Source organism: Slackia heliotrinireducens DSM 20476, from assembly GCF_000023885.1.
In the GTDB taxonomy this organism is placed as follows: Bacteria; Actinomycetota; Coriobacteriia; order Coriobacteriales; family Eggerthellaceae; genus Slackia; species Slackia heliotrinireducens.
This window is the reverse complement of the sequence record NC_013165.1, coordinates 101,107-124,514: the sequence shown is the minus strand read 5'-3', so window position 1 is coordinate 124,514 and position 23,408 is coordinate 101,107. Positions and strand designations below refer to the sequence as shown.

Annotated in this window: 21 protein-coding genes; 10 read left to right on the top strand and 11 right to left on the bottom strand. The window is 60.7% G+C overall.

The genetic code is table 11. The annotated features are described in order from the left end of the window. Positions 1–966, bottom strand: a complete 966-nt coding sequence (locus tag SHEL_RS00480) for an SIR2 family NAD-dependent protein deacylase (RefSeq protein ID WP_012797280.1) — start codon at positions 964–966, stop codon at positions 1–3. Between the two features lie 151 nt (positions 967–1,117). On the opposite strand from SHEL_RS00480, the gene SHEL_RS14085 reads away from it, so the two are divergent. Then, the gene (locus SHEL_RS14085) at positions 1,118–1,660 is read left to right on the top strand and encodes a TetR/AcrR family transcriptional regulator (protein WP_012797279.1); all 543 of its coding nucleotides are present in this window, start codon (positions 1,118–1,120) and stop codon (positions 1,658–1,660) included. Positions 1,661–1,767: 107 nt separating this feature from the next. Here SHEL_RS14085 and SHEL_RS00470 read toward each other — a convergent pair whose 3' ends face one another. Beyond that, entirely contained in the window at positions 1,768–2,289 is a 522-nt protein-coding gene (locus SHEL_RS00470; protein ID WP_012797278.1) for a flavodoxin family protein, read from the bottom strand. Positions 2,290–2,361: 72 nt separating this feature from the next. Continuing rightward, positions 2,362–3,363, bottom strand: coding sequence for an alpha/beta hydrolase (locus SHEL_RS00465; RefSeq protein WP_012797277.1), 1,002 nt, complete (start codon positions 3,361–3,363; stop codon positions 2,362–2,364). A gap of 109 nt (positions 3,364–3,472) precedes the next feature. Between SHEL_RS00465 and SHEL_RS00460 the strand changes: the two genes are divergently transcribed. The 3 genes from SHEL_RS00460 (at position 3,473) to SHEL_RS00450 (ending at position 6,188) form a co-directional block, all read left to right on the top strand. Next, complete coding sequence (locus SHEL_RS00460; RefSeq protein ID WP_012797276.1) at positions 3,473–3,925, top strand: MerR family transcriptional regulator; 453 nt, start codon at positions 3,473–3,475, stop codon at positions 3,923–3,925. A gap of 251 nt (positions 3,926–4,176) precedes the next feature. After that, positions 4,177–5,286, top strand: a complete 1,110-nt coding sequence (locus SHEL_RS00455) for a helix-turn-helix domain-containing protein (RefSeq protein ID WP_012797275.1) — start codon at positions 4,177–4,179, stop codon at positions 5,284–5,286. Continuing rightward, positions 5,283–6,188 carry a CPBP family intramembrane glutamic endopeptidase gene (locus SHEL_RS00450; protein ID WP_012797274.1) on the top strand — a complete coding sequence of 302 codons (906 nt, stop codon included), beginning with the start codon at positions 5,283–5,285 and terminating at the stop codon, positions 6,186–6,188. Before SHEL_RS00455 ends, SHEL_RS00450 begins: the two co-directional genes overlap by 4 nt. Positions 6,189–6,418: 230 nt before the next feature. On the opposite strand, the gene SHEL_RS14080 is transcribed toward SHEL_RS00450, so the two are convergent. Continuing rightward, a complete protein-coding gene (locus tag SHEL_RS14080; protein WP_012797273.1) occupies positions 6,419–7,855 on the bottom strand; it encodes an N-acetylmuramoyl-L-alanine amidase family protein in 1,437 nt (478 codons plus the stop codon). A 630-nt stretch (positions 7,856–8,485) separates the two neighbouring features. Further along, a complete protein-coding gene (locus SHEL_RS00440; RefSeq protein ID WP_041422428.1) occupies positions 8,486–9,001 on the bottom strand; it encodes a hypothetical protein in 516 nt (171 codons plus the stop codon). A 240-nt stretch (positions 9,002–9,241) separates the two neighbouring features. Here SHEL_RS00440 and SHEL_RS00435 point away from each other — a divergent pair, with 240 nt between their 5' ends. Next, positions 9,242–9,700, top strand: a complete 459-nt coding sequence (locus SHEL_RS00435; RefSeq protein WP_012797271.1) for a peroxiredoxin — start codon at positions 9,242–9,244, stop codon at positions 9,698–9,700. A 164-nt stretch (positions 9,701–9,864) separates the two neighbouring features. Here the strand turns inward: SHEL_RS00435 and arcC are convergent, their stop codons facing one another. The 3 genes from arcC to SHEL_RS00420 form a co-directional block, all read right to left on the bottom strand. Next, a complete protein-coding gene (arcC, locus tag SHEL_RS00430; protein ID WP_012797270.1) occupies positions 9,865–10,824 on the bottom strand; it encodes a carbamate kinase in 960 nt (319 codons plus the stop codon). Between the two features lie 18 nt (positions 10,825–10,842). Beyond that, a complete protein-coding gene (argF, locus tag SHEL_RS00425; RefSeq protein ID WP_012797269.1) occupies positions 10,843–11,838 on the bottom strand; it encodes an ornithine carbamoyltransferase in 996 nt (331 codons plus the stop codon). Between the two features lie 545 nt (positions 11,839–12,383). After that, positions 12,384–13,967 (bottom strand): YfcC family protein, encoded by a 1,584-nt coding sequence (locus tag SHEL_RS00420; protein WP_012797268.1) that lies wholly within the window; start codon positions 13,965–13,967, stop codon positions 12,384–12,386. 428 nt (positions 13,968–14,395) lie between these two features. On the opposite strand from SHEL_RS00420, the gene SHEL_RS00415 reads away from it, so the two are divergent. The 4 genes from SHEL_RS00415 (at position 14,396) to SHEL_RS00400 (ending at position 18,850) form a co-directional block, all read left to right on the top strand. Continuing rightward, the gene (locus SHEL_RS00415; protein WP_012797267.1) at positions 14,396–15,358 is read left to right on the top strand and encodes a helix-turn-helix transcriptional regulator; all 963 of its coding nucleotides are present in this window, start codon (positions 14,396–14,398) and stop codon (positions 15,356–15,358) included. A gap of 165 nt (positions 15,359–15,523) precedes the next feature. After that, on the top strand, positions 15,524–16,447 hold the full coding sequence (locus tag SHEL_RS00410; protein WP_012797266.1) for a metallophosphoesterase family protein: 924 nt from the start codon (positions 15,524–15,526) through the stop codon (positions 16,445–16,447). A gap of 67 nt (positions 16,448–16,514) precedes the next feature. After that, positions 16,515–17,306, top strand: a complete 792-nt coding sequence (locus SHEL_RS00405) for a DUF6904 family protein (protein WP_050749489.1) — start codon at positions 16,515–16,517, stop codon at positions 17,304–17,306. A gap of 224 nt (positions 17,307–17,530) precedes the next feature. Then, the gene (locus tag SHEL_RS00400) at positions 17,531–18,850 is read left to right on the top strand and encodes a CHAD domain-containing protein (RefSeq protein ID WP_012797264.1); all 1,320 of its coding nucleotides are present in this window, start codon (positions 17,531–17,533) and stop codon (positions 18,848–18,850) included. Between the two features lie 227 nt (positions 18,851–19,077). On the opposite strand, the gene SHEL_RS00395 is transcribed toward SHEL_RS00400, so the two are convergent. The 3 genes from SHEL_RS00395 to SHEL_RS00385 all read right to left on the bottom strand — a co-directional run bounded on the left by SHEL_RS00395 (position 19,078) and on the right by SHEL_RS00385 (position 22,261). Then, positions 19,078–20,286 carry an IS110 family RNA-guided transposase gene (locus SHEL_RS00395; RefSeq protein WP_012797263.1) on the bottom strand — a complete coding sequence of 403 codons (1,209 nt, stop codon included), beginning with the start codon at positions 20,284–20,286 and terminating at the stop codon, positions 19,078–19,080. A 311-nt stretch (positions 20,287–20,597) separates the two neighbouring features. Next, on the bottom strand, positions 20,598–21,365 hold the full coding sequence (locus SHEL_RS00390; RefSeq protein ID WP_012797262.1) for an SIMPL domain-containing protein: 768 nt from the start codon (positions 21,363–21,365) through the stop codon (positions 20,598–20,600). 260 nt (positions 21,366–21,625) lie between these two features. Continuing rightward, on the bottom strand, positions 21,626–22,261 hold the full coding sequence (locus tag SHEL_RS00385; protein ID WP_012797261.1) for a flavodoxin family protein: 636 nt from the start codon (positions 22,259–22,261) through the stop codon (positions 21,626–21,628). A gap of 457 nt (positions 22,262–22,718) precedes the next feature. On the opposite strand from SHEL_RS00385, the gene SHEL_RS14075 reads away from it, so the two are divergent. Next, complete coding sequence (locus SHEL_RS14075) at positions 22,719–23,312, top strand: TetR/AcrR family transcriptional regulator (RefSeq protein ID WP_012797260.1); 594 nt, start codon at positions 22,719–22,721, stop codon at positions 23,310–23,312. The last annotated feature ends 96 nt before the right edge of the window (positions 23,313–23,408 follow it).

Below are 23,408 nucleotides of genomic sequence, written 5' to 3'. Positions count from 1 at the left end.
TTATCGTCCCATCTCGGCGCGAACGTCCGTCAGCACCTCGGCGATGTCGCCGCGGATGGCGATGCCACGGTCCTCGATGACCTCCGGCAGAAACTGCGTCACGTTGTTGATGCCCACATAGCTCGCCTGCGGCAGCTGCGAAACCAGCGCCCAGAACGGCTCCTGGATGAACGCGGGCGTCATGCGGCCCACACCCAGCTCGATGAACAGCACCTTCTCCTGGGCATGTTCGCTAAGCCAGTCGGACACCTTCCGGTACTGCTCGTCATACAGCTCGCCCTGCAGGAAGTTGCCGTAGCCGCGCACCCAAGGGAACGCCTCGCCGCCGCAATGGGGGCAACGCGGCACCAGGTCGGCGGGCACCGCCAGGCCCTCGCCCATGCCCTCGATCATCTTCGCCACGGGTTCGGTGGCATCCCACACCTCGTCGGTGCAGCAGTGCTGGCACTGGAAGAACCGGTGATCGCCCTGGATTTCTGCCACCTTGTCCCAGGGGTACAGCTTCATGAACTGGGTATCCTGGTTCGTGGTCAGGATGAAGAATTCCTTGTCGCGGATTACGGCGTCCAAGTCCACATAGGGCTGACGCACGGGCACGCTGAGCGTCGTGTTCAAAAACGTGGCCAGATACCCCCAGCGCTCCTCGGCGGTTTCCCACGGGTGCATCATGCCGGCGAAAGCGCCTTGGAACCCGTATTTCTCGGCGAACTTGCCGAAATAGGCGCGGTACGACTCGTTGTCTTCGTAATAGAAGTCGCCGCCGCCGGCCGCGGAAAGTCCCGATGCCGCACCCACCAGGATGCAGTCGGCCTGCTCGACCATGTGGGCGAACGCCTTGATTTGCTCTTCGTAAGGCAGCGGCTCCTTCTCGGTCAGCCTGTAGGGCGTGCCGCCCTGGCGGTAGACATGCTGGTACCTGAAGGACTGGTTGGTCAGTTGGACGACCAATTGCTCGTAAGGGGTCATGGATTTCTCCGTTCGTTTCGATATAATCAACATGTGTTCATAAACAGTATCTGTGTTGATTTGAACGAAGACAATCGACAGATGCCCGGATGTGTTCAGGAACGTACGGATGCACGATATTGATGGCGGATTCGGATAGAAAGGCACGACCATGCAAGAACCGACCCTCGACCGACGCACCCGCTACACCGTCATGGTGATCCGCGAGGCGTTCTTCGAGCTGTTCCGCGAAGTCGGGTTCAACAAGATGACCGTGGCCGACATCTGCCGGCGCGCCGACATCAACCGCGGCACCTTCTATCTGCACTACGAGGATAAGTTCGCCCTGCTGGACGCGCTGATCGACGAGGCGCTCGAGGCCGCCCCGCCGCTGGAGGGAAACGCCCAGGCCAGCTTGTGCCAGCGGGCCCCCGCCAACGACGAGTACCTGATGCTGTACGCCGACGACGAAGTGTTCTCGCGCATCGCCGCCCGGGTGATCGAACAGGGTGCCCAGCAGACCGTGCCCTCCATTATGGAAAGGACCGGACTGTCCGAACAGGACGCCTACCTGCTGTTCGTGCACAACGCCTACGGCAACCTGGCCGTGAACCGTCTGCTGGGTTGGAAGCGCGGCCCCGAGTTCGACCGTGCGCAAACGCTGCTGAACCTGTATTCGAGCGGCGGCATGGCGGCCCTCAGAAACCGCGCATAGATCAGGCCCTTGGCGGGACGACGGGGACGGAGGGTATTGTCCCTTCGTTGACGCGCGTCAACGAAGGGACAATACCCTCCGTCCCCGTCGTCCCGCCTGGCGTGTTGTTACAGTTCCGCTCCCATGCGGCGGATCTCCTCAAGCGTACCCGCATCTACGCTGCCCGGCGCGGCGTAAAACCCGGCGTTTTCGAGCCCCAAGTAGCCGAGGAAATCTCCGTCGAAGGAGAACCAGGCACCTACGTATTGGTTCGCATCCCCCGAGCTCAGGAACATAGCGACTTTCTGCAAGCTGGCGGGCGCCTTCGGATACAGAGCCGAATAGAAACGGTCGATAACGCATTTGACCTGCCCGGTCAGCCCGTGGTAGTAGATGGGCGAAGCGATTACCAGCATATTGGCGGTCTTGAGCAGGTCGTACACTTCTTGCATATCGTCCTTCTGGACGCACTCGCCGCGCCCCTTGCCATGGCAGTATTCGCAGGCCAGGCACCCTTTGATCTGTTTTCGGCACACATCGACGACGTGCACCGCATGCCCTGCAGATTCAGCACCTTCTCGAAACGCCGCCACCATCTGGGCCGTATTGCCGCGCGGACGCGGGCTTCCGTTCAAAACCAGTATTTCCACGTTGCTTTCCCCCTTACATGAAAGCGCGGCCGACGTTTGTACAACACGTCGGCCGCGCAGCGTCATATTGGATTATCGCAGGTATTCGCGATAGAACGCCTCCAGTTTGTCGAAGGGAATCGCCTGGTTCTTGCCGCCGTCATACAGATCGGTGTGGGATGCGCCAGGAATGACCAGCAGCTCCTTGTTGTCGGCGTAGGCGTTGCCCTCCACCATGTTCGCGAAAGCGTCCTTGCCGAAATAGAAGGAATGGGCCGCGTCGCCATGCATCACGAGCACAGCGGAGCGGATCTCGTTGCTGTAATGCAGGATGGGCTGGTTCATGAAGGATTCGCAACCGATTACATTCCATCCGCCGTTGGAATTCAGCGAGCGCGGATGATAGCCGCGGGGCGTCTTGTAGTAGTCGTAGTAGTCGGCAACGAACTTGGGCGCATCCTCGGGAAGCGGGTCCACCACGCCGCCGCCCAGGGCGTATTCGCCGGCTTTGTAATCCACCAGGCGCTGGGCGCACATGGCGGCACGCTTGGCGTAGCGTGCCTCTTCGGTGTTTTCGGAATCGAAGTATCCGTTGGCGTTGACGCGGGTCATGTCGTACATGGTGGAAGCCACGGTCGCCTTCACGCGGGTGTCCAGCGCCGCTGCGTTCAGGGCCATGCCGCCCCAGCCGCAGATGCCCAAGATGCCGATGCGGTCCGCGTCCACCAGCTCATGCAGCGACAGGAAGTCCACGGCAGCCATGAAGTCCTCGGTGTTGATGTCGGGCGAGGCCATGTAGCGGTGCGCGCCGCCGCTTTCACCGGTGAAAGACGGGTCGAAGGCCATGGTCACGAAGCCACGTTCGGCCAGCTCCTGGGCGTGCAAACCGGAGCACTGCTCCTTTACGGCGCCGAAGGGTCCGCATACGGCGATGGCGGGCAGCTGGCCCTGCGCGCCCTGGGGTACGTACAGGTCCGCCGCCAGCGTGATGCCGTAGCGGTTGACGAAGGTCGCCTTGCTGTGGTCGACCTTGTCGCTTTTCGGGAACGTCTTGTCCCACTCCTGAGTGAGCTCGAGTTCTTCGGTTTTCATCATGATGTGAACCTCCTGAAAGAGTGCTTGCATTGCTTTCGGTTTCGGATATGATGTGACGATAGAGGCTAAACCTGACTTTAGGTCAAGTGTGTATTTTGAGGAGAGCAACATGACGTACACCATCGGACAAATCTCGGAGATGTTCGGTCTGCCCATATCCACCCTGCGTTACTACGACAAAGAAGGCCTCTTCCCTTACTTGGAACGCACGTCAGGCATCCGAAAGTTTACCGACACCGAAATCGACGCGCTGAACGTTATAGAGTGTTTGAAGGGCTCGGGGCTGGAGATTCGCGATATCAAGCGGTTCATGGATTGGTGCACGCAAGGCCCCGACACGTACCCCCAGCGCAAAGAGCTGTTCGAAACGCGCCTTGCGGCCATTGAGGAGGAGATTGCCCAGCTCAGCCGCATGCGCGACATGCTGAAATACAAGTGCTGGTATTACGACACGGCCATTGCCGACGGCAGCGAGGACCGCATACTTGCCATGCTGCCTGACAACCTTCCCGAGGGCATCCAGGAACTCTACGACAACGGCAACAGCGCCTCGGTCCGGTAGACCAGGCGACGAGCTGCGGTGGCGGGGGACGACGGGGACGGAGGGTATTGTCCCTTCGTTGACGCGCGTCAACGAAGGGACAATACCCTCCGTCCCCGTCGTCCACCGCCGTCCCTCCCCCCGTCGTCCCCCACCCGCGCACAGTTTCGCAAATCAACCGATAGTTGACTTTCTTTACCAGAATCAACCCATTATCGCTTGCGGCCAGCGGTCCTGCGGCATACCCTTGAGATGTCGGAAGGAGGAGCCGCATGACACCCGCGATTTCCATCGGAACCACCATCTACCGCCTGCGGAAAGAGGCCCGCCTGACCCAAGACGGCCTAGCAATGCATCTCGGCGTCACCAAGGCATCCGTCTCGAAGTGGGAAAACGGACAGAGCTACCCGGACATCGAGCTGCTGCCGAAGATTGCCGCCTACTTCGACATCACCATCGACCAGCTTATCGGCTACGAGCCCCAGATGTCCCGGGTAGGCATCGCGCGGGAATGCGCCCGATTGCGCGCGGCCTTCGCAAATGAGCCCTTTGACCAGGCCCATCGGCAATGCCAGCAGCTCGTGGGCGACTATTATTCCTGCTACCCCCTGCTGGCGCAAATCGCGGCGCTGTATTTGAACCACATCAACCTGGTGGAAGGCAACGCACGCGCCGCGTTTGCCGACGAGATCGTCGAGCTGTGCCACCGCGTCAAGCGCAATTCCGAGTCATCCGCCGACATCAAGCTTGCGGAAGCCATCGATGCAAGTGTGCTGTTGGTGACCGGAAACCCGCAGGCAGCCTCCGAGGCGCTCGAAAAGTCGACCGACATCGATTTGGGTACCGACCTGCTTCTGGCCAGCGCCTACCAGGCTTTGGGACGCGCCGACGAGGCCGACGAAACGCTCCAGGGCACGCTCTTCCAATCACTGGTGCTGGCCTTGAACCGCCTGGCCCAGCTCGCGACGCTCTACGCCGACAGGCCCCAGAAGCTCGACGTGGCTCACGCACGAGCGCTTGCCCTGATCGACGCCTTCGATCTTGAAAACGTGTACGTGAACACGGCGGCCATCCATTTGTCATTCGCCACCGCGCACCTCATGGGCGGCAACGTCAATCGCGCCCTGGATTGCCTCGAGGATTACGAGCGGGCGTGCCGTAAGCTGGAATTCCCCATCGAGCTGCACGGCGACGCGTTTTTCGATAGGACCGAGGCCTGGGTCGAGCGGGTCAACATCATAGGCACAAGCGCGCCGCGGGATGAGGTTATCATCAAGAAAAGCCTGGTGGAAAGCGTGTCAGCCAACCCAGCTTTCGCGAGCCTGGCCCAGATGCCGCGCTTCCAACGTATCGTGACGAACCTGAAGGAGATTGCCCGATGAAGCGACTTGCCGTCTATCTTGCCGTAACCTTCGGCCTTACCTGGGGCTTGCTGATTCCTGCGGGAATCGCCCTGGGCACCTTCGAACACGGCGAGTCTTCCTCCCTGGTCATGGTCGTTCTCATCGCCGCGAGCATGTTCTTTCCCCTGGTGGGAGCGCTTGCCGCCAACGCCGCCAGCGGAAGCGAAGGCCGCATCGACCTGGGCCTTAAGCTGCGGCTCGAAGGCAACCTACGGCTCTATCTGGCAGCGTGGTTCGCCCCAGCCGTGTTCACGCTGCTCGGGTGCGTCGTGTTCTTCGTCCTGAACCCCAGCCTGTTCGATCCGTCCATGGAGTCGTTTCTGGCCGCCGACGCAGCGGCGGCGGGCGCATCCTCCGACCAGCTGGCCGCCCAGATGCCGCCGGCCCCCGTTCTTCTCACGAGTTCCCTTTTTGCGGCGCTGACCATCGCCCCGTTCATCAACGCGATTCCTGCAGCGGGCGAGGAAATCGGCTGGCGCGGCTTGCTGCTCCCGACGCTGTGCGAGCGCCTGTCCGAACGCGGAGCCGTGCTGGTTTCGGGCGTGATATGGGGTCTGTGGCATGCGCCGGTCATTGCCATGGGGCACAACTATGGTATGGACTACGCAGGGTTTCCCCTGGTAGGGATCCTGGTTATGATCGTTGCCTGCACAGCCATCGGATGTGCGTTGGGTTACCTGCGCCTGAATACCGGAAGCATGTGGCCTTGCGCGCTGGCCCACGGAGCCATCAACGCGATTGCGTCCACCGGGGTTGCGTTCTGCACCGTCGGCCCCGGCCCGCTGGGACCGTCCCCGTTGGGACTGGTCGCGGGCATCCCGATGATGGCGCTCGGCGTCGTCTGCTGGCTGCAGCTCTCCCCCGCCAAACCTCAGCCCTAGTGGGACAAGGAGCGGGACAAAGGGCAATCCCCTTTGTCCCGAATGTGTCAGTAGGGACGTTTCCTTTTGGCACATTTTCGAGTCAATGGGGACACATCCGCGCGCGGGGCAGAAGGCGGGACAATGGGCCACGTCCCCGATGTCCACGTCCCCGATGTCCACCCGATGTTCACTGACACATGCACGCGGGACAATGAGCTACGTCCCCACTGTCCACCCCGCATCCCCGTTTAGGCAATCCACGCGCCGCTCGAGCTGAACCGATAGGTCTTGCCGTTGATGGTCCTGGTGCCCGTGGCCATGGCCCCCGAGCTGTCGAAGTAGTACCAGGTAGAGCCCACCTTCAGCCAGCCTGTGGCCATAGCGCCGGAACTCTGCAGGTAGTACCACTTGCCGCCGCTTCGCAACCAGCCGGTTTTCATGGCGCCGGAGCTTTCAAACCAGTACCATTTCCCGCTGATCTTCTGCCAACCGGTCTTCATGGCGCCGCTGTTCACGTCAAAGTAGTACCACGTGGATCCAAGTTTCTGCCAACCCGTGGCCATGGTGCCGCCGGAACTGAGGTAGTACCACTTGCCGCCGTCTTTCACCCAACCGAACTGCATGGCGCCGCCGTTCCTGCTGAAGAAATACCACGCACCGGCAACCTTCTTCCACCCCGTGACCATGAATCCGTCGGCGTCGAAGTAGTAGGTCTTGTTCTTGTCGCTGCGGAAGTCGTTTGTCACGAATTCGCCATCACCCAGGTAGTAGCGCCATTTCGAACCCACTTTCAGCCACCCGGTCTCCAGCTTGTAGACATACGCGTTCGGCCCGGTGGCTGAAAACGAATAGCTCGGCAGGCCGAAGTTGAAACCGTCCATGCCGTTATTGGTTGCCACATACACCGCAGCCACCTCGACGTACGGCACGCCGTAAAGCCCCAACGGGACGGACGCGCCCGGCTGGTACACAGCGAACGTGTTGGCGCCGTGTCCGGTCGTGCACTCGAAAGACACCTCGTCGTCCGTTGTCGCGACAAGGGCGGGCGTGCTTATTGAATGGCTCTCGATTCCGTAGCAGCCGTTCGACCAATCCAACGTGACCCACACCTTCAGCCTGGCGTGGTCTTTCACGATTACGCCGCCATCCTGGCAACAGATGCCCGACCCGCGGACGTGGTCGCTCGACGAACTGGCAGTCCACACCCATACGTCGGCGTTTCCCGATACGGTGAGGTTCTCATCCACCATCACGCCGCAGAGGTTGGGGTAGATTCCGGAATAGGTGTAATTCGCGACGAGCTCGAGGTATGCCCGGTCGCTGCTCGTGATCTCGATGCTCCCTTTGCCGCCCGTCATACGGATGCCCGGGTCGATGTCGGGCTCGCCCGTGCACGAAATCTGGTTGTACCCGACCAGATCGATCGTCAGCTGGCTTTCAACATCGGATTGCCCGAATACCTGGATGCCTCCGCCGTCGTAGTATTCCAGCGTCAGCACGCCGGAGCTTTCGTCATACGACACCGTTTCCGGATGCGATGCGGAATACACGACCCCGCCGAGGACGATGTCGTCGGCCGAGGGGTGAACGACCGCGTGCGCCTGCGCCGGCGCTGCGGCAATCGCAACCAGACACGCAAGACATGCCCCAACCACATACGCGAACCGCTTTGCTGCAACAGTCATGGCAACCTCCCTGGTCGAACGCCCGTGGACACATTCATTATGCCAGCTGGACGCCCGGCCACATGGCCCATTCGCCGTGCCTGCCGCTACCACAACGGAGCAGAACAATGAGGTCAGCCCGGGGTGTGTCAGTAGGGACGTTTCCAATTGGCGCATTTTCGAGTCAATGGGGACACATCCGCACGCGGGACAGAAAGCGGAGCGGGCACACGAGTCCGTCGCGCCCTGCTCCTCGGCTCGAAAACCTCGATTTGTGCCAAGAAAAACAAGTAATGCACGACTTCACGTAGACACGGGTCGCGCGTGTCATATCGCCACGCGTCTGACCTGGGGCTCTGCGCGGGTGTATGTTTTCGAAAGAAGATCGGAACAGAACGGTCCTGCACTAGTTGATTTTCTTGGCGCAGAAGCGCATTTCGGGCTGGAGGAGCAGGCCGGAATGACGGGGAGGTCCAATTGGACAAAGGGCTACGTCCCCGTTGTCCGCCCTGTTGTCTCGTTGGACAAAAGGCTCCGCCCCCGTTGTCCACCTCCACGCGGGACAAAGGGCTACGTCCCCGTTGTCCGCCCCGTTGTCTCGTTAGACAAAAGGCTCCGTCCCCGTTGTCCACCTCCACGCGGGACAAAGTGCTACGTCCCCATTGTCCCGTTCTTGGAGGGGACGAGGAGGGCGCCGAGCACACTGAGCGCAACGCCCAAAACGGTCATGACAACAATGGTCAAAACAGAAGATGACGTGGGGAAATAGGAACCTAGGGCAATGCCTGCGGCCAAGGTGCACGGGTAGCTGACCGCACCGAAAACAGCCGCAGACACCAGGTCGCCGTGCCCGCGTCCGCCAACGACCGCGCGCACGACACCAGCGATTGCGGCCATCGCGGCGAAGGCGACGCCCATGACCGGGCTCATCATCCCGAGCAGCGCCGCAAGCAGAAGCGTGGCCGCCACCAGCTGCCACCCTGCGCCGCCGTGACGGTAATGCCACATGGCAAGCGCCCCGAAAAACGGCGCGCTCAGCACACCGTGCATGCCATAGAACCCGCTCAGCCAAATGGCGGGAATCCGCATGGTAAACCCGATCAGAAACAGAATCGCGAACAGCGCCGCCACACGCAGCGCGGTCCGCTTGTTGAACTGCATAGCCATACAACCTCCTGGCTGCGGCGCACCGCACGGCACGCCGATCGAAAAACCAAGACGCATCCTACGCCGCAGGTCGTCACGGTCACAGGTACAGACCGCCGCATTTTCATATGGACAGTTTCCGAACGCACCATTCGCATGCGGGTTGCCTATAATGTCACAAACGCCGAAGCGCCACGCGGGCCAGGCAAGCCGCCTTGCGCAGGCGCGCACGAGCAAGCACCAAAACGAAGGAGGCCCCGCATGCTTGAAGTGGGAACTAAAGCTCCGGATTTTACGCTGCCGGATCAGAACGGCCAGATGCACAGCCTGGCCGATTACCGAGGTCAACGTGTGATTCTGTACTTCTACCCCAAAGACATGACGGCGGGCTGCACGAGCCAAGCGTGCTCGTTTGCTGAGCTGTACCCGCAGCTTCGCGAAAAAGGGGCCGTGGTGCTTGGCGTGAGCAAGGATTCAGTCGAATCGCACAAGCGGTTCGAAGAGAAGCACGGACTGCCGTTCACGCTGCTGTCAGATCCGGAAATGAACGTCATCAACGCGTACGACGTGCTGGCCGAAAGCACCACGAAAACCGGCAAGATCACGCGCAGGCTGGTGCGGTCGACGTACCTGATCGACGCCAACGGCACCATCGAGAAAGCATTCGGCAAGGTGAAACCCAAGGACAACGCAGCCCAGATGCTGTCCGAACTCGCCTGAAACCGCGTCGGAAACCAAGGGCAGGCGCACGTTAGCGGCGTTCACGCATTAAAGAATCGAAAGCCATTGCCAACCTGCGCCTAAAAAGCGGAAGGTGCGGCCACACGGACCGCACCTTCTCCCTCTCTCTTGCAAGCATGGGCTAAGCATGCTCGAAAAGCAATTTAGCCGGTGACAATCACCGTTCCCGTTTCGCCGCGCAGGCCGGCTGCCGCGCACTCGAGGCTGGTGATCAGGGCCTTGCCCTGCGGATACTTCGTAACATAGTCGATGCAGGCCTCGACCTTGGGCAGCATGCTGCCGGGGGCGAACTGGCCCTGGGCGATGTACTCGCGAGCTTCGGTCACGGTCATCATGTCCAGGTCGCGCTGATCGGGCTTGCCAAAATTCACAGCCACCTTCTCCACTGCAGTCAGGATGACCAGCATGTCCGCCTTGAACCCTGATGCCAGCATGGCGGCCGAGCGGTCCTTGTCGATAACGGCAGGAACGCCGTAGTAATGATCGTTACGCTCGAATACAGGCACACCGCCGCCACCGGTGGACACGACGATGTAGCCGGCGTCCATCAGGTCCTTCACGGCGTCGAACTCGACGATGCGGCGCGGGGTGGGGCTGGCCACCACCATGCGCCATCCGCGGCCGGCGTCTTCCTTAACGGTACACCCCGTGGCTTCGGCCAGGGCCTTCGCTTCTTCTTCGGTCATGAAGGAACCTACCGGCTTGGTAGGGTTGTCGAAGGCGGGGTCGTCGGGATAGACGACGGTCTGGGTTACGATGTTCGCCGTCGAACGCATAATGCCGCGGCTTTTGAGCTCGCCGAGAATCGCCTGAGACAGGTGGTATCCGATATAGCCCTGGCTCATGGCGCCGCATTCGGGAAACGGAACCACCGGCACCTTGCTCGCGGGGTCCTTCGAGGCAATGTCGAAGGCGTTGTTGATCATGCCGACCTGGGGGCCGTTGCCGTGGGTCACGATGGTGTTCACGCCATCGCCCACCATGTCGACTATATGACGAGCCGTCGTCTTTACAAGCTCGAGCTGCTCTTCCGGCGTCTTTCCGAGGGCGTTGCCGCCCAGCGCAATAACCACGGAAGGGCCTTTTCCTTTGATGTAAGGCATCGTGACAACCCTCTCTTCTTACTTCAGGGTTGCGTACATGACGGCCTTGATGGTGTGCATGCGGTTCTCGGCCTCGTCGAAGACCTTGGACTGCGGGCCCTCGAACACCTCGTCGGTGACCTCCATCTCGGTGATGCCGAACTGCTCGGCCTTCTGGGCGCCGATGGTGGTGTTGGTGTCGTGGAAGCTGGGCAGGCAGTGCAGGAAGATGGCGTCGGGGTCGGCCTGGGCCATGACCTCGGAGGTGACGCGGTAGGGCTCGAGCAGCCTGATGCGCTCCTCCCACACCTCGTCGGGCTCGCCCATGGAGACCCACACGTCGGTGTAGATGACGTGCGCGCCGGCCACGCCCTCGGCCACGTCGGAGGTCAGCTTGACGGTGCAGCCGTTGGCCTCGGCGATGGGCCTGCAGGCCTCGACGACGTCGTCGGCGGGCATGCACTCCTCGGGGCCGCAGGCCACGAAGTTCATGCCGAGCTTGGAGCAGACGACCATCAGCGAGCGGGCCACGTTGTTCTTGGCGTCGCCCATGAACACCAGCGTCTTGCCCTTGATGTCGTCGTTGAAGTTCTCCTTGACGGTCAGGATGTCGGCGAGCATCTGGGTGGGGTGCCACTCGGTGGTCAGGCCGTTCCACACCGGCACGCCGGCGTTGGCGGCCAGGTCCTCGACGTCGGACTGGGCGAAGCCGCGGAACTCGATGCCGTCGTAGAAGCGGCCGAGCACGCGGGCGGTGTCCTCGATGGACTCCTTCTTGCCCATCTGGGAGCTGCCGGGGTCGAGGTAGGTCACGCCCATGCCCAGGTCCATGGCGCCGACCTCGAAGGAGCAGCGGGTGCGGGTGGACGTCTTCTGGAACAGCAGGACGATGTTCTTGCCCTCCAGGTAGCGGTGCGGGGTGCCGGTGCGCTTGAGGTCCTTGAAGTTGCGGGACAGCTCGAGCAGGTACTCGATCTCCTCGGTGGTGAAGTCCAGCAGCTTCAGGAAGTGGCGGCCGCTCAGATTGACTCCCATGACAGTTTCCTTTCTCTTTGGCGCTCGGCGCCGTTGGTTGGCTTGGGGCAGATGCTCCGTTTGCTGATTCGCACTTTGCCATCTGCGACTCGGTTCGAAAAGTCCTAAACAGTGTGTATTCGCAGGTGTATTAAGGTATTTGCCAGTCCGGCCGAGACGCTAAACCTTAGGTAAACACCAGGTCAGCGCACTGCTTTATCGCGCCGAACAAATTCTTTCGGGCGAGGCCCTAAGGAAACGTCAACAGGGCGTCGCGCGGGCCGAGCCAAGGCCGGCCAACACCGAATGCGACCAACACTCACCCGCCTGTCCGTTGCGGAACGGTTGGCCCCCGCCTCGCGACGGACGCCTTGCACTTGGCCATGCGCTTCCCACCGCCGGACGCGCTCGAGTCTTTCAGCGGCGGGCCGAACGAGCCGACCGCCCGCCCGCTGCCAGGCGCGCTCGGGGACGTTCACCCATTAGAGATGCGTGCGTGCTCGGCACACTAAAAAGGGTGCCCGGACAAAACCCGGGCACCCCTAAAGCCTCTTTCGACGATGCGGTTAGACCGCGTACACGATCGTGCAGATGGACAGAAGAATGGATCCGAACACCAGCGTGAACAGCATCATGGGCCACACGAACTTGAACCAGTCGCTCATCTTCATGTGGAGCATCTGCAACGTAGCCATGATCAGGCCGGTCGGCGCGATGTAGAGCATGGCGTACTGGCCCCATTGATATGCGCAGACGATGATCCAGCGCGGGATGCCCACCGTGTCGGCCAAGGGCGCGAAAATGGGCATGGACAGCACGGCCAGGCCGCTCGACGAAGGCACCACGAAGCCCAGTACGAAGAACACCAGGATGAGCACGATGATGAACGCAGGACCGCTCATACCCATGACCAGGTTGGAAGCGCTGTACAGAATGGTGTCGCTGATGAGACCCTGGTTCAGCACGTGATTGATGCCGCGGGCAAGACCGATGATCAAGGACACGGCAACCATGCTGCTTGCGCCGTCGGAGAACGCATCGACCATGCGCGCCTCGCCCAGGCCGTTCTTGCCAGTGCCGCCAATGAACATGCACAGGATGGAGAGCGTGATGAACTCGGCCGCCATCTGGGGGAACCACCAGCCGAGAGCCATAACGCCGATGATCATGATGATGAATGCCGAAACGAAAATCACCAGAATCAGCTTGTGGCGCAGATCGAAAGAGCCGGTATCGGCTTCGGTGTCCATGGCCCACAGCGACTTGAACTCGTCCTGGTCCTTATATGCGTAGCTGAACTCGGGATTCTCCTTCACCTTCTTGGAGTACCAATGCAGGTAGAGCAAATACACAATCGAGCCGATGATCAAACCGAGAATGCGGATGGGCATGCCCTCGGTGAACACGATGCCGGCGGCATTGGATGCGATGACGGCGGAGAACGGGTTGACCGTGGAGAAGGTGGTACCGATGGAGCCGGCCATGAAGATGGCGCCAACAGTCACGATGGAGTCGTACCCCAACGCGATGAATATCGGAGCCAGAATCGGGTAGAACGCAACGGCCTCTTCTTCAAGACCGCACATGGTGCCGCCGAAGATCATGAAGGCGCTTACGCCGAAAACCAGCAGGAACTCGCGGCCCTTGGTTTTCCTGGTCAGTGCACCCAGGCCGCTCTCGAAAGCGCCCGTTGCGCGCACGACGCCGATCAAACCGCCCAAGCACAGGATGAACACCATGACATCTACGCCGTCGATGATGCCGACAACCATGCTGTAGGGAATGTCCAGGAAGCTTACTGGGTTCTGCTCCAGGCTTTCGTAGGTGCCGGGAATGGAAATCGGCTTGGTGATTGCGCCCGAGGTGAATTGCTCGATTTCGATCTTCACCCCCAACTCGTCGAGGGTATCTTGCGTAGCCTCGAGCTCCGTCACTTCGCCAGCGGGATCCGTGATTTGCAGCACGTTGCTGTCTGCGGCATAGATCAACTTGCTGTATTGGCCCGCCGGAATAAGGTACGTGCACGCCACTGCGATGATCGTGACGATGAACAGCACCGTGAATGCTGACGGGAACGTGAACGTGTGCTTCTTCTTTTTCGGCTCCTCGGCTACGCCGACGGAGTCCATGGTTGCAACTGTTTCTGACACTGTCTCCTCCTTGCCTACAACCAGTTTCCCGACCAACGCGCATTCGGAAACGCCGCAAACCGACAGCGCCCCCAACAAGAGGGCTGCGAGCAGCGCTCTCGAAAGCGTGTTCGATGCCCCTTCCGGCATCCGTTGGCGCAACTATGCCTGCAGACACAGGAGTTCGAAAAGACGTAAGGAAGCGTTACGAGGAGCTGTAACTTGGAATTATGCATAGGCACCAGCTCTCTAATGCCTAGCTAAACCGCAGGTCAGAAAGCATTCGTACGCAATTGCATCTCAAATCCGAACAAAGGGAAATCCGCGATTTTCAACCCGAGTCCTTTACAATATGGCGTGCGGAAAAGCGACAGCGAGCAACCGCAATCTATACATCCGATCACGTGCTGTATCGAGACCATCCTGCGCACAGAAAGGCGACCGGACCAATGGGTTATATCATGCTCTTCTACTATTCCCTCACAATCCTTCTGTCAATCGCTTTGACTTCCGCCATCAGCCTGTCGTCGTATTTCGTCACCCGACGCAAGACGTTTCTGTATCTGACCATCACGTTCGTCGCCTATTTCTTCGATTGCTCGATTCCGTTCCAACACGACTTTCTCACGCCGCAGGTAACGCTTGAGACCCCTTCGTTCTGGGACATAAGCACGCCCTACACGTTCCTTACGACCGGCGCCATCTTCCTTCAAGCGATGTGGCTTGCTGTATGTCAGTACATCGACGAGCGCCGACCTGCCGTGCGTTTCGGGCCTATCGTCGCATTCATCGTTCTCAGCGTGGGCGCTTTGGTGTTGACCGACAATATCCGTTGGCGTGAATTCCTGTACTTCAATACCCGCGAATTGCTTTTGTTCTGGATGCTCGGATACTTGGGCTATGTCTACATCTCGCATCGAAACGACGCCATACACGACGCCCTTTCCCGATACGTGCGCGCATACTTCGTTGCGCTGCTGCTGGTAGTCGCCATCGTTGTTGAAAACGTCTATATCCAGCTGATTTTCGACCCGGGCGACATCCCCGACACCGCATGGTTCTTCGCCGAAAGAAGCATTGCCGAAAACGCACTCATGCTCTACGTCGCTTCTCACGTGTTCCGCACCTGTTGGAAAATGCTGTCGCTGCGGTTCGAACAGCCGCCCGAGCGTTCCGACGCGCCCATGAGCGAATCCATCGACCGCGTTATGCCGATGTACGCCAAACGAAACAACCTGTCCAAGCGCGAGACCGAAGTGTTGGCCCTCATCGTCATGGGGAAAGACAACCAGAACATCGCGAGCGAAATGACACTGTCCCTCAACACGGTGAAAGTGCACGTACACAACATACTGAAGAAGACCGGACAGCAGAATCGCCAGGCCCTGATCAGGGACTTTTGGAAGAACTAGGCTCGCGAACAAATAAAACCCCATGCGGCGTCCGCACAGAGCCGTAGCCGCAACTCGCGCGAAGCTTCGCAGGCTCACGACGGCTTTCACTCGCCAACCCAAGCCGGCAGCCTTCCCACTCGTCAGCTGGTAAAATAGCTCAAACGACAGACGAGGGGCAGGCACATGCGCAGATACGCCATAAGCGACATACACGGATGCATCGAGCCGCTACAGGCCCGCATCGCGCAGTTTGAGGAACTGGGGTTCTTCGACACGGACTGCGCCGATGAGCTGGTGCTTCTAGGCGACTATGTGGACCGCGGGCCCGACAGCCTTGGTGTGCTGCACGCGGTCATGGCGCTCGAGCAACGGGCGGCAGGACGCGTGACCGTGCTGCGCGGCAACCACGACGAGATGTTTTTGGAGTGGCTGGGCGTGCCGACCACGGGCGGAGTGGCGACTGGGCTGGAATCGGCGGGCTTCGACGAGGATTTAAGCTTCGGTTTCGACGATGACCTGGGGTTCGACGAGTTCGGCAGTTCCGACTTCTACGACGTGGAGCCGCCTTTCGACGCGCCCGACCCCGACCGCGACGTGATGGACCCGGAATACCGTTTCCGCAGCTTTCGCCAGATGGATCCGAACCTGGCCACCATGCGGTCGTTTCTGACGGACGAGCAGCTCCGGCAGCTTGACCACGGCATGCGCCGCTTCGCCACCATGATCGATGCCTTCGGCACCGCCTGCCACGCCATCCGCAACGCATACCCCGAGGTCATAAGTTGGATGCAGACCCTACGCGACTATCACGAAACCGAGCGGCAGATCTTCGTGCACGCAGGCATCGACGAGTCCGCCGGCCGCGAATGGGCCTTGGGCACCCCGCGCGAAACCATGCTGGGCACGCGCACCACGTCGAACGCGCCTTTTTACAAGGATGTGATCTGCGGGCACACGCCCACTTGCTACGTGTGCGGCGACCCCGACCACCACGACGTGCTGCGCTGGGGCCCGTCCCATATCTATATAGATGGCATGACCACGGCGTCCGGCGTGTTGCCGCTGCTCGTCTGGAATTCCGAAACCGGCGAGTACGCCAGCCTGTAGGTGGCGCCGAAATGGTACCATGGACTTGCTGCCGCACAACGAGACGTTCAGCCGCCAAGGAGGCCCCATGCTTATCGTTGAAATGACCCCCAACCTGCTTGGAATCAAAATCGCAGGGGATTACGACGACTTGAACGAGCTCTACGATGCCATCTGGGCCCTTACAATCGCCGACTCGGATTTCCCCGAGGACAAGCGGCTCAGAGGGACCGCAGACGAGCTTGCCATGTCCACCCGGCTGCTTTCGCTTTGCTACGACATCCGCCATGCCTACCAGGGCGACCGCAATGTCGAACTCAAAGACAACGGACTGAACGAATGGACCGCAGAGTATCTCGGCATCGACACGAACCTGAAAAGCGTTGTGTTCTCGGTCGAGGTTCTCTACCCCGAGGCAATGTACGAGGCGCTGATACTGAATTATCTGATGGCGAAGCGCACGAATCACATGCTCGAATCAAACGCGGTGGACATGCGCGACGAATGGCCCGGCGAATCGCTTCTCGACGAACCGATGGCGATTGTTCGCGCTTATTTGGCAAAGCTTCTGGCTGCCGTGGGGAAGCAGGCCACCAAGGGACGGTTCGAACGAATCAAAAAGGGAATGAAGAATTACCAGTACGCTGCCGCCATGTACGAGCAGTGGGTCGACGTCATCAACAACGATTTCGCAGGCATGACGAAACGGCGGCGTGCCGAGGAGCTGAGCGTCGTGGTGCGCGACATCACCGAGTGCTACAAACACGATCAATACCTCGACATGAAGGCCGATATAGACCGTGCTGCCGAAAAGCACGGATGCCATCGAAGCGAAATCCAGATTCCAGGCCTTTACGAATGGGATGACATCGAATGGTAGTCGGCCACGATGCTCCGACCGGTTGCGCATCGGACCCCATCGGCGCACGACGCTGATATGGATACGCCTTGTCGGATGACAAGCGATAGCACAGCCTATGGTGACCTGGGTCTTCTCACGCGGCATCTGAGGGGCGACATGCGCCCAGAACCCGATGGCTTGCCGCGATAATCGCGGGATTTGTTATGATGGGGAGGAACGACGACCGAAGATAGGAGCTCATCATGGCAAAAACGCTCATACTCATGCGTCACGGGAAGGCATGCGCCGGTGAAGAGGGGCAGCCCGACTTCGACAGGGAGCTTTCGGAACCGGGAAGGCGCTCGCTTAAGGCCACGCTGGCCGATTCGCTCGCACAGCTCGACACGCGAGGCTCCTTCGCTCTGTGGAGCAGCCCTGCCATTCGCGCCATGCAAACCGCTGAGCTGATTAAACGGGCGCTTGATGACAAGGGCGTCAAGATTGACGATGTTGTCGAGGCGGAATCGCTTTGGAGCCAGGACGAAGACCCCTTCCTGCAGGCCCTGTCGGAAAGCGACGCCGACACCGTGTTCGCCGTCGGCCACAACCCGTTCGTCGAGTCGCTTACCGAGAAACTCACGGGCGCGGTGATTCCCTGTGCAACGGGTGGGCTCGTCTGCATCAGGATCGACACCGACGCGCTGGCCCAGCCGACCGAAGAAGACGCCTCCGCAGGGCGCCTGCTTTGGTTCGCGCAAGGGCCGGTTTCGCAGGACTGGAAGACGCTTGTACAGATCGAAGAGACGCTCAAAGGCGCCGAGGCCACGATGCGACACCGCCTTGAAGCGTTCATGGCAGACCCCGACGACATCGAGACGATGCACAAGTTCCGTGTTTCAATCCGCACACTGCGCAGCCTGGTGGCATTCGTCAAACCTTGGCAGCAGGCAGATCAGAACGCCGAAACGCAAACGCTGCTCAAAAGCGTTGTGGCCCACACGTCCCGCCTGCGCGAGCTCGACGTATTTGCCCAGCAGGCGGCAGCCTCGCAGACGAGTTCCGCCGAGCTGGTCGAATTCTGCGAAGCCCAGGCGGCCGAAGAGCGCGCCCGCGTGAAGAAGATTCTGGAATCCAAGTCCACCACCAAAGCCCTGAAGAGGGTGCATTCGCTCATCAAGGACCTCAAGTGGAAGCGTCGTCTGGAAGATGAGGGGCTGCCCGCCTGCGTGGTGCGCGCCCGGTTCGACGCGCTTGTCACGGGGCTGGAGCAGGATCTTGAAGACCTCACCCTTGCCGACGTGGAGCTGACCCACGACGTGCGGAAAAAGGCCAAACGCGCCCGCTACGCCGCCGAGAACTTCAAGCCCATCGTTGGCGCCGACGCCGTGGGCGTCGCAAAGGGCATGACTGCACATCAGGACAACCTCGGCGCCATCTGCGACGCACGTGTGAACATCGACCTGATCAACGGCTTCCTCGAGCAGGACGTGCCCGAAGTCGTAGCCTGGGACCTCACGCTGCTGCGCGCCCAAAACGAAATGTTCCTTTACACCCTGCTTCGCTCCGAACAACAGGACCTGTAACCAAAAAGCGGGACAAAGGGGGCTATCCCCTTTGTCCCATGTGTCAGTAGGGACGTTTCCTTTTGGCACATTTTTGTGTCACCAGGGACACATCCCCTTTCCTTTCGGCCTGCTCCTCAAGCCAAAAACCAGGTTCCGCGCCAAAAAACAAGTAGTGCATGATTTGGACTGCGTTCAATGACCAATTTCGTGAAGCGTCAACGAACGGACAAAGGGCTCCGATGCTCCTATATGCTGTCAAGCCCTTTTTTCGCCTCCACCTCCCTTAGGAACGCGTCGTATCTCAGCAGCGATTCGGTGTGGAACTCGGCGAGCCTCTCGAGCCCGCCGACCTTCGCCCTCGTGATCCCCGCGCCCTCCGCCGCCTGCCTCTGGGTCAGGCCGCAGGCCTTGCGCCTCTGCGCGAGGGCGGACTGGTCGCAGGGGGGCTCCTGCGGGCCCGTGAGCAGGCGGTAGATCTCACGGGCGATGTAGCGGCACAGGCAGCGGACGGCCTCGCGCTTGGTCTTGCCCTCCGACATCTTCCGCGCGATGTAGGCCTTCGTGCGCGGGTCGTGGGCCATCCTCGCGCGGGCGATCTCGTGGATGGCCCGGTTGGCCTGGCGGTTCCCGCCCCGGTTCAGGCGGTGCCGGGTGGTGTTGCCCGACGACGCGGGCACGGGCGAGGTGCCGCAGAGCATGGAGAAGGCGGCCTCGCTGCGCAGGCGCCCCGGGTTGGACCCGGCGGCCAGCACGATGCGGGCGCCGCTGATCGCGCCGACGCACGGCGCGCCGATCAGGGCGGGGTACGAGCGCGCCATCAGCTCCAGGATCTCCGCCTCGAGCCTCTCCGCGCGCCCCGCGGCCTCCCGCCAGCTCCTCGCGACCTCCCTCATCGTCCGGCCGGGCGCGTCCTTGGGCCTGCACGAGGCCACGGCCCGCATCAGGGCGGCGCCTCCGAGGCCGCGCCACCGCTCGCGGACGCTGTAGGGCGCCGTGACCAGCATGGAGTCCATGCAGCAGGCGAGCCTCGTCATGTGGGCGACCTCCTGCTCGCGGGCGACCATCAGCCAGCGCAGGGCCGCGGCGTCCCCCTCCATCTCCTTGGCGGGCATGCTCCTGCCGGCGGCCAGGTTGTCGCACGCCGCCAGCGCGTCGATCTCGTCGGTCTTGCCGCGGCGGCGCTGCTCGCGGCGCGGCCTGACGACCTCGCGGACCTCGTAGCCGCGCTCGGCGAGCCTCTGCGCGAGGCCCGCGCCGTAGGACCTGGCCCCCTCGATGCCGACCGGCACCGAGGCGTCGCCGATCGCGTCCGCGAGCGCGTCGTAGCCCTCCGGGTCCGCGGGGAACTCCCAGACCCCGACCGTGCGGCCGAGCCCGTCCTTGAGGGCCAGCATGTTCGTTTCCTTGTGGGTGTCGACGCCGGCGAACGCCGGCGCCCCTGCCGTGTAGTCCACAGCCCCTCCTTCGTCGTCTTCTCCTTGCTGTCGGCGACGGAGGGCCGTCCCAGACGGGACACTGACGGGGCGTGTGGTACACTTCGCTTGTCTTGGGTGCGAAGGCGGGAACGCCAAGCTCCTATGAGGTCATGGGAATGGCCTCCGGCGCCGGGCCCTCCAGGACTGATCGGAGCGAGGTCACGCTCGCGCGGACGGTCCCCAATGGGGTCACTGGGGCGGGCCCGGTGCCATTATCGCCCAGCCGGGCGGCGCACGCCAACCCGGCCAAGTCAATTATCAGTGTCCCCAATGTCCCGTGCCCCGGCCGGTTACGCGATGGCGTAGCTTACGGTGACCTGGGCGGTTACGGTCACTTCGCCGGCCTGGACATCCATGGACCCTTCCATATCCGCGGCGGCCTCTTCGGCATACACGCCGGTGCTTGCGTATTTCATGCCCATGTCCTGTTGTCCTTCGACCACATTGATGACCTGGCCCAACCCGACATTTCCGGCATCGGCGACAACTTGGGCTTTCTCACGCGACGCCTCCATGGCTGCGGCCAGGGCCTCCTGATAGGCCGCATCGTAATCGCTGCAGTAATAGGAAGGGCCGTCCACGCCTGTCGCACCGGCCTCGACGGCCATCTGCATCACATCGCCCACTGCGTCGACCTCAAGACCGCTCACAACGATATGCGTGTCGGACTCGTATCCGATGATGGTCTCGACGTCTTCACCGGTTTTCGCATCGTAGTTGTAATTATAGATAGGACTCAAGTTCGTCCAGTCGGTCTGGATGTCCTTCTCGTCGATGCCCGCCGCTTTGAGCTGAGCCGTTACGGCATTGGACGCTTCGGCGGCCTGCGCCTGCGCCTCTTCGCTCGTGTCCGCCTGGACCACAATGGATAAGCCGATGCTTGCCTTGTCGGGCACCGCTTTCACCTCGCTTTGCGCGGTCACTGTGATGGCGCTGCCCGTTTCCGACACCACCACCGACGTGGGGCCGGCCGCCGGCGCCTGCGTGCACGCCGCCAAAGCCATAGCCAGAGCTGCCGTCGCCCCGAAAACCAGAGCCTTCAAAACCTTTGCGCCCATTGTTCCTCCTCCGGTTGCGCTTTACGTCTTCTCTATACCACACGATTCAGGCGTCCGTTTTGTCGGGAGGAAAACTGTTTTCTACAAAACGCACGAGGACAAACGCAGAAACGCCGCACTGTGCAGCGGCGTTTCTGCGGATCGGATTTCGGATGTGTGCGATTGGCGCAGCTCAGAAGGCAGCCGCGCCGTCGACGGCATTTCGCTTCATGTTGTATTCCCACAAGCTTCGCGAAGCGCGGTTTTGTCCTGCGAATGGTTTATTTCACCAGGTCGGCACCCATTTCGAAGGCCTTCTTGCGCTCCAGCGGGAACACCTTCTCATGACGCTCCTGCTTGGCTTCGGGATTGAAGAGCGTCCACTGCCAATCGGTTTTGCTGTAATCCTTGATCTGCAGCGTATTGCCAGCGACAAGCGTTTTCGTGGAACCGACGAATCGCGAGAACGTTTGCTGGTAGCCTTGCACGAGATGAGCGAAAAAGCCTTCCTGAGCGTTGCTCGTCATGATGAACAGCACGGGGATGGGACGCTCGTTGCAGCACGGGCGCTCGGTGTTGTAGGTGAGGTACTGGAAAATCAAGCGCTCGTACAGCGCGCGGAACGACGCCGTCGTCTCGCCCAGGTAGTTAGGCGAGCCGATGATCAGGCCGTCGGATTCGCGGATTGCGTCAAGCACCGGCGTAAGCCCGTCGCGAACGATGCAGTGGCCCGCGAACTTGTTCTTCTTGCACCCGAAACACGAAATGCATCCGGTGTATTTTTCGAGCTTGAACAGATCGAACTTGACAACCTCAGCCCCGGCCTCACGAGCGCCTGCGGCGGCTTCCTCAATCAGGGTGTCGGTGTTCCAGCCGCGCCTGGGCCCAGCGTTCACGGCAACGATTTTCTTGGCCATATTTCTTCCCCCTACTGTTGCACTGGCCTTTGACGTCAACGACTCCGACCGGCTGGTGCAAGCCGCTCACCGCCGCCACCGTCGATGCGTTCATTCTGTCGAAGAATTATCCCATAAGCGCAGCGGGTCCATCCTCCTAACAGCAAGATGATGCAATTCTGGTACTTTGCAGCGCCCCTCAGACGAAGCGATTTGCGCTTCCACGCGCCTCAGCCACGCCTTGCTTCCCACTCCTTTTCCCGAAAACGGCCTTTCGAGGAAGGAGACGTCGGGGCGACACACAGGCCCCGGGCGCACCCGGTGTGAAAGGCTGATTTGCACCAGAGGAGGCATCGCAGTGCCCTCACGCAGCCCTCAGGCACGCCCGACGCCGGCTCGCTCCGTTTGTTAACCGTGGTTGACAGGCGCAATAACGACCGTTATCATGAGTTAGCCTGCACTAACTAAAGAAGGTCACATGAAGAACGGAAAACAGAACATACGCGCGGCGCTGCTGGAAAGCGGCAAGAAGGAGTTTCTCGAACACGGCTTCGACAAAGCTTCGCTGCGCACCATCTGCCAAAACGCCGGCGTGACCACTGGGGCCTTCTACTCCCATTTCGAAAAGAAGGAAGACCTGTTCTCGGCCTTGGTCGAAGACGATTTGCGGCTGTACAACCAGATGTACGACGGGCTTATGGACCGGATCATCGATCAGAAATCGACGCAACTCGACAGCGAAGCCCTGCTCATGTCCTTCATCATGGACCACCGCGACCTGTTCAAGCTGCTGTTCGACTGCGCCCAAGGCACCAAGTACGAAAACTTCAAGGCCGACCTCCTGGTCAAGTTCAACGACACTTACCAGGACTTTTTCGACGCCTACAACCCTGGCGCGGTGGACCCCGCCGTCACGAACACCATCCTGCGCATGAAATTCGAGCAGTACTGCGCCATGATCTATAGCGATTACAGCCGCGACGAAGTGATGCGCATAACACGACGAATACGAGACTTCACCCGAGCAGGGTTTGAAGCACTCCTCAACACGTCTTTCGAAGGCCCGGGATAACCCGGGCCTTTTTAATAACGGAAGAGAACAATTGTTATCCATGGGTTACTTGGCGCGGAACGTGCCTGACCCGAAAAGTGAAGAGAAAGGAAACGT

Excerpts from the sequence above, each read along its gene's own strand:
- SHEL_RS00480 (WP_012797280.1), bottom strand. The coding sequence starts at position 966 with ATGACCCCTTACGAGCAATTGGTCGTCCAACTGACCAACCAGTCCTTC.
- SHEL_RS14085 (WP_012797279.1), top strand. The coding sequence starts at position 1,118 with ATGCAAGAACCGACCCTCGACCGACGCACCCGCTACACCGTCATGGTG.
- SHEL_RS00465 (WP_012797277.1), bottom strand. The coding sequence starts at position 3,363 with ATGATGAAAACCGAAGAACTCGAGCTCACTCAGGAGTGGGACAAGACG.
- SHEL_RS00460 (WP_012797276.1), top strand. The coding sequence starts at position 3,473 with ATGACGTACACCATCGGACAAATCTCGGAGATGTTCGGTCTGCCCATA.
- SHEL_RS00455 (WP_012797275.1), top strand. The coding sequence starts at position 4,177 with ATGACACCCGCGATTTCCATCGGAACCACCATCTACCGCCTGCGGAAA.
- SHEL_RS00450 (WP_012797274.1), top strand. The coding sequence starts at position 5,283 with ATGAAGCGACTTGCCGTCTATCTTGCCGTAACCTTCGGCCTTACCTGG.
- SHEL_RS14080 (WP_012797273.1), bottom strand. The coding sequence starts at position 7,855 with ATGACTGTTGCAGCAAAGCGGTTCGCGTATGTGGTTGGGGCATGTCTT.
- SHEL_RS00440 (WP_041422428.1), bottom strand. The coding sequence starts at position 9,001 with ATGGCTATGCAGTTCAACAAGCGGACCGCGCTGCGTGTGGCGGCGCTG.
- SHEL_RS00435 (WP_012797271.1), top strand. The coding sequence starts at position 9,242 with ATGCTTGAAGTGGGAACTAAAGCTCCGGATTTTACGCTGCCGGATCAG.
- arcC (WP_012797270.1), bottom strand. The coding sequence starts at position 10,824 with ATGCCTTACATCAAAGGAAAAGGCCCTTCCGTGGTTATTGCGCTGGGC.
- argF (WP_012797269.1), bottom strand. The coding sequence starts at position 11,838 with ATGGGAGTCAATCTGAGCGGCCGCCACTTCCTGAAGCTGCTGGACTTC.
- SHEL_RS00415 (WP_012797267.1), top strand. The coding sequence starts at position 14,396 with ATGGGTTATATCATGCTCTTCTACTATTCCCTCACAATCCTTCTGTCA.
- SHEL_RS00410 (WP_012797266.1), top strand. The coding sequence starts at position 15,524 with ATGCGCAGATACGCCATAAGCGACATACACGGATGCATCGAGCCGCTA.
- SHEL_RS00405 (WP_050749489.1), top strand. The coding sequence starts at position 16,515 with ATGCTTATCGTTGAAATGACCCCCAACCTGCTTGGAATCAAAATCGCA.
- SHEL_RS00400 (WP_012797264.1), top strand. The coding sequence starts at position 17,531 with ATGGCAAAAACGCTCATACTCATGCGTCACGGGAAGGCATGCGCCGGT.
- SHEL_RS00390 (WP_012797262.1), bottom strand. The coding sequence starts at position 21,365 with ATGGGCGCAAAGGTTTTGAAGGCTCTGGTTTTCGGGGCGACGGCAGCT.
- SHEL_RS00385 (WP_012797261.1), bottom strand. The coding sequence starts at position 22,261 with ATGGCCAAGAAAATCGTTGCCGTGAACGCTGGGCCCAGGCGCGGCTGG.
- SHEL_RS14075 (WP_012797260.1), top strand. The coding sequence starts at position 22,719 with ATGAAGAACGGAAAACAGAACATACGCGCGGCGCTGCTGGAAAGCGGC.